Here is a 2,758-nt window from a genome sequence, read left to right on the forward strand (position 1 = left end):
TGGAATTGATTTTATCGAAAGAGCGTCCTTTTTTCAATTTTCGGCTTCCTGATTCTGGTTAATCAACAGGCGTGCTTTTTTAAAGATGAAGAGTGGGGACATGTACAGTCAATAGAAAACAATCAAGATAACGCTGCACAAAAAACCATTTCCGGAAATGTAGATGGGCTAAAAGGTGCTCAACTTAGATTTACGATTCCTGTCTATACTAATTCACCTAGTGACCCTACCATGCTTTCTTTTGCCGGATTCGGGGAATTATATTAGAATAAGTAAGAGCCAAGAGACATCCCTCTTGGCTCTTACTTTTGCCCGGCCCTATTCTTCTTCTTGCCCGGACGCCTTCCGCAGCTCGTTCGCCAGTCAGCGAGGGAAGGAAAACTTTCCTGAACTAGACTTCCACTCCGGCCTGTCGCGCCTGCATGACCATGTTCAGGTATCCCAGTTCTGCACCCGTAAGCTCGCGCGTATATGCTTTATCGGCCCAAGTATCCGAGCTGTTTCCATTGCCAATCGTGTTCGAATACAAGCGCTTTTGCCATGTCGTCTTCGTCCTCCTCTTGTGTGCATTCCTGATATTCAGCTACTACATCGTCAACGAACTGTCTGAACGTCTTCCCAAGAAGCCGTAAGGCGTTCACCGGGTCCGTCTTTCTCGCCGGATCGAGGATATGGTGCCCTGTTATGTCCGTCGCCGGGTTCAGGCCGTACCGGTAGCAGGCGTAGGCCAGTACCCAAATGACCGCTTGTACGCCTCGTTCAGATTGAGCCGGGGGCCGTAGCAGAGCTCCACGCCGCCCGCTGCGTCGTTCGCATTGCAGCCGTAGAGCTCGTTGTCCTTCAATACGTCGTAGACGACGTGATACGCCTTTTCCCGAGCCCCCGTCAAAAACGGAATACACTCAATAATCTCCCGGTCGTCGACAAACAAATGCGCCGAAGCCGAAACGACGTGTCGGCTGCGCTCATAATACGATACGTTTCCGGCTACCGTAGAGCCGGGATTCCCGGTATCATGCGCCACCATAAAACGAACGCCCGGCATCGAAATGCGCGGGCGTCTTTTACTTGGTCTCGGTGGGGCCGATGACTTTCGGAGAGCGGTTAAAACAATCCAGAAATCGAAAGCGGATGACACAGGAGCAAGTAGCCCAAAAAATCGGGATCGATTTTACCACAATATCCAAATATGAAAATGATAGATCGCAACCCGATAACGAAGTGCTACAGAAGCTTGCGCAATTGTATGGCGTGTCGATTAATTGGCTTTTGGTAGGAAGTTTGAATGAACCCGGGGACAAGAAAAAGATAAACCGACTGATTATTGACGGGGAACCAGAAGAGTTGACCACAGATGAAGCCGGACATTTGAAGGATAGCCTGAAAATGTATAGATTGCTCAAGGAAAAGCGAAGTAGGGAAGCTAAAAATTGGAAATAAATTACATCATGGTCTACTCAGCTTCAGAGAAGATCGCTGGAGCAAAAGTTTAAGCAATATTAATGAACAAGCACGCTCGAAGAAGATTGGATATGGTCAACATATCTTTTAGCTTCTTGAGAGAGATAGGTATCGTCCCCCTGTGATGCGCTGTAAGTAACAAAAGTGGGAAGAAAATGACCATTACATTTGGTAATCGTTCTTTGGATCGGTCTTAAAAATTCACTGATCGTAAACCAATTGTCTCCTCCCGCACGATAGCAATTTTCCGGGCCCCCCGTCGTAGTTGCAAGTATAAATTCTTTTCCCTTCAAATTGTTGCCTTCCGGACCATATGCCCATCCATACGTAAAAACATCATCAAACCATTTTTTTAATAGCGGCGGACAGCTGTACCAGTAAAATGGAAATTGAAATACAATCCGGTCATAGGATAAAAGTAATTGCTGCTCCTTAACCACATCTATACTCCAGTTCGGATACTCGCGGTAGAGATCCCGGACATCGATGTTTACATGATGATGTAATTCAAGCAGTAATGCTTGGTTGGCACGGGATTTCCCAAGGTCTGGGTGTGCCACAATTACCAAAATTCTCATGTTTATTCCTCCCAGGCTTTTGAAAAGTGAGGTTGTACCCACCCCTAATTATTGGGTCAAATTATATTTTTGAAAAGTACGCTTTTTTTTCATACTTAGTCTTGAAAAACGTACTAAATCGTGCAGCATTATTGATGGTACGTTCAACCGTACTATGTACGAAAATAAATAGTACTATTTGTAAACTGCATACTTCGGTAAAATAGGAGATAAGGATTCGTATATCAGGAGTTGAGAACATGGATAATGGTGTTAATCCATCGTATAGAAGACAGGGAATATTGACAACCCTACAAGTCATTGGGGGGAAGTGGAAGCCACTATTATTATTTATTCTGCTGAAAGAGGAAACTAAACGGTTCGGGGAACTAAGACGTCTGCTTCCAAAGATTACACAAGGTATGCTTACGAATCAGCTCCGGGAGCTGGAGCGGGATGGACTCGTTATTCGCAAAGTATTTCAGACGATCCCTCCGAAGGTCGAATACTCTTTATCTGAACATGGAAGAACGTTGAGTATTATTTTGACCGATATGTGCAGTTGGGGATTTAGCCACATTGAATATATGAGCAACACCACTGTCACTCCAGAAAATAAGCAAGGACTCGAGGATCGAATTTAAGATAGAGATAGAGGTTTGTTTGTAAGCGTCAAATCCTCCACACCTAGAAAAACGACGGGATTCATGAGATCATATACGTAACTGATTACGACGCGC

4 protein-coding genes are annotated in these 2,758 nt (G+C 45.0%); 2 read left to right on the top strand and 2 right to left on the bottom strand.

Going from position 1 to position 2,758, the window contains the following annotated elements; genetic code table 11:
* Positions 1-700 precede the first annotated feature (700 nt).
* The gene (locus tag NLX71_RS26125; RefSeq protein WP_254366728.1) at positions 701-1,027 is read right to left on the bottom strand and encodes a hypothetical protein; all 327 of its coding nucleotides are present in this window, start codon (positions 1,025-1,027) and stop codon (positions 701-703) included.
* Positions 1,028-1,086: 59 nt separating this feature from the next.
* On the opposite strand from NLX71_RS26125, the gene NLX71_RS26130 reads away from it, so the two are divergent.
* Positions 1,087-1,440 (top strand): helix-turn-helix domain-containing protein, encoded by a 354-nt coding sequence (locus NLX71_RS26130; protein ID WP_254366730.1) that lies wholly within the window; start codon positions 1,087-1,089, stop codon positions 1,438-1,440.
* A gap of 59 nt (positions 1,441-1,499) precedes the next feature.
* On the opposite strand, the gene NLX71_RS26135 is transcribed toward NLX71_RS26130, so the two are convergent.
* The gene (locus NLX71_RS26135) at positions 1,500-2,039 is read right to left on the bottom strand and encodes an NAD(P)H-dependent oxidoreductase (protein WP_254366732.1); all 540 of its coding nucleotides are present in this window, start codon (positions 2,037-2,039) and stop codon (positions 1,500-1,502) included.
* A gap of 239 nt (positions 2,040-2,278) precedes the next feature.
* Between NLX71_RS26135 and NLX71_RS26140 the strand changes: the two genes are divergently transcribed.
* Positions 2,279-2,662, top strand: coding sequence for a winged helix-turn-helix transcriptional regulator (locus NLX71_RS26140; RefSeq protein ID WP_254366733.1), 384 nt, complete (start codon positions 2,279-2,281; stop codon positions 2,660-2,662).
* The last annotated feature ends 96 nt before the right edge of the window (positions 2,663-2,758 follow it).

It is taken from the genome of Paenibacillus sp. MZ04-78.2, from assembly GCF_024213375.1.
Classification (GTDB): domain Bacteria; phylum Bacillota; class Bacilli; order Paenibacillales; family NBRC-103111; genus Paenibacillus_G.

What these genes read in the sequence shown, in the direction of transcription:
- NLX71_RS26140 (WP_254366733.1), top strand. Translation starts at nt 2,279, where the DNA reads ATGGATAATGGTGTTAATCCATCGTATAGAAGACAGGGAATATTGACA.
- NLX71_RS26125 (WP_254366728.1), bottom strand. Translation starts at nt 1,027, where the DNA reads ATGGTGGCGCATGATACCGGGAATCCCGGCTCTACGGTAGCCGGAAAC.
- NLX71_RS26130 (WP_254366730.1), top strand. Translation starts at nt 1,087, where the DNA reads ATGACTTTCGGAGAGCGGTTAAAACAATCCAGAAATCGAAAGCGGATG.
- NLX71_RS26135 (WP_254366732.1), bottom strand. Translation starts at nt 2,039, where the DNA reads ATGAGAATTTTGGTAATTGTGGCACACCCAGACCTTGGGAAATCCCGT.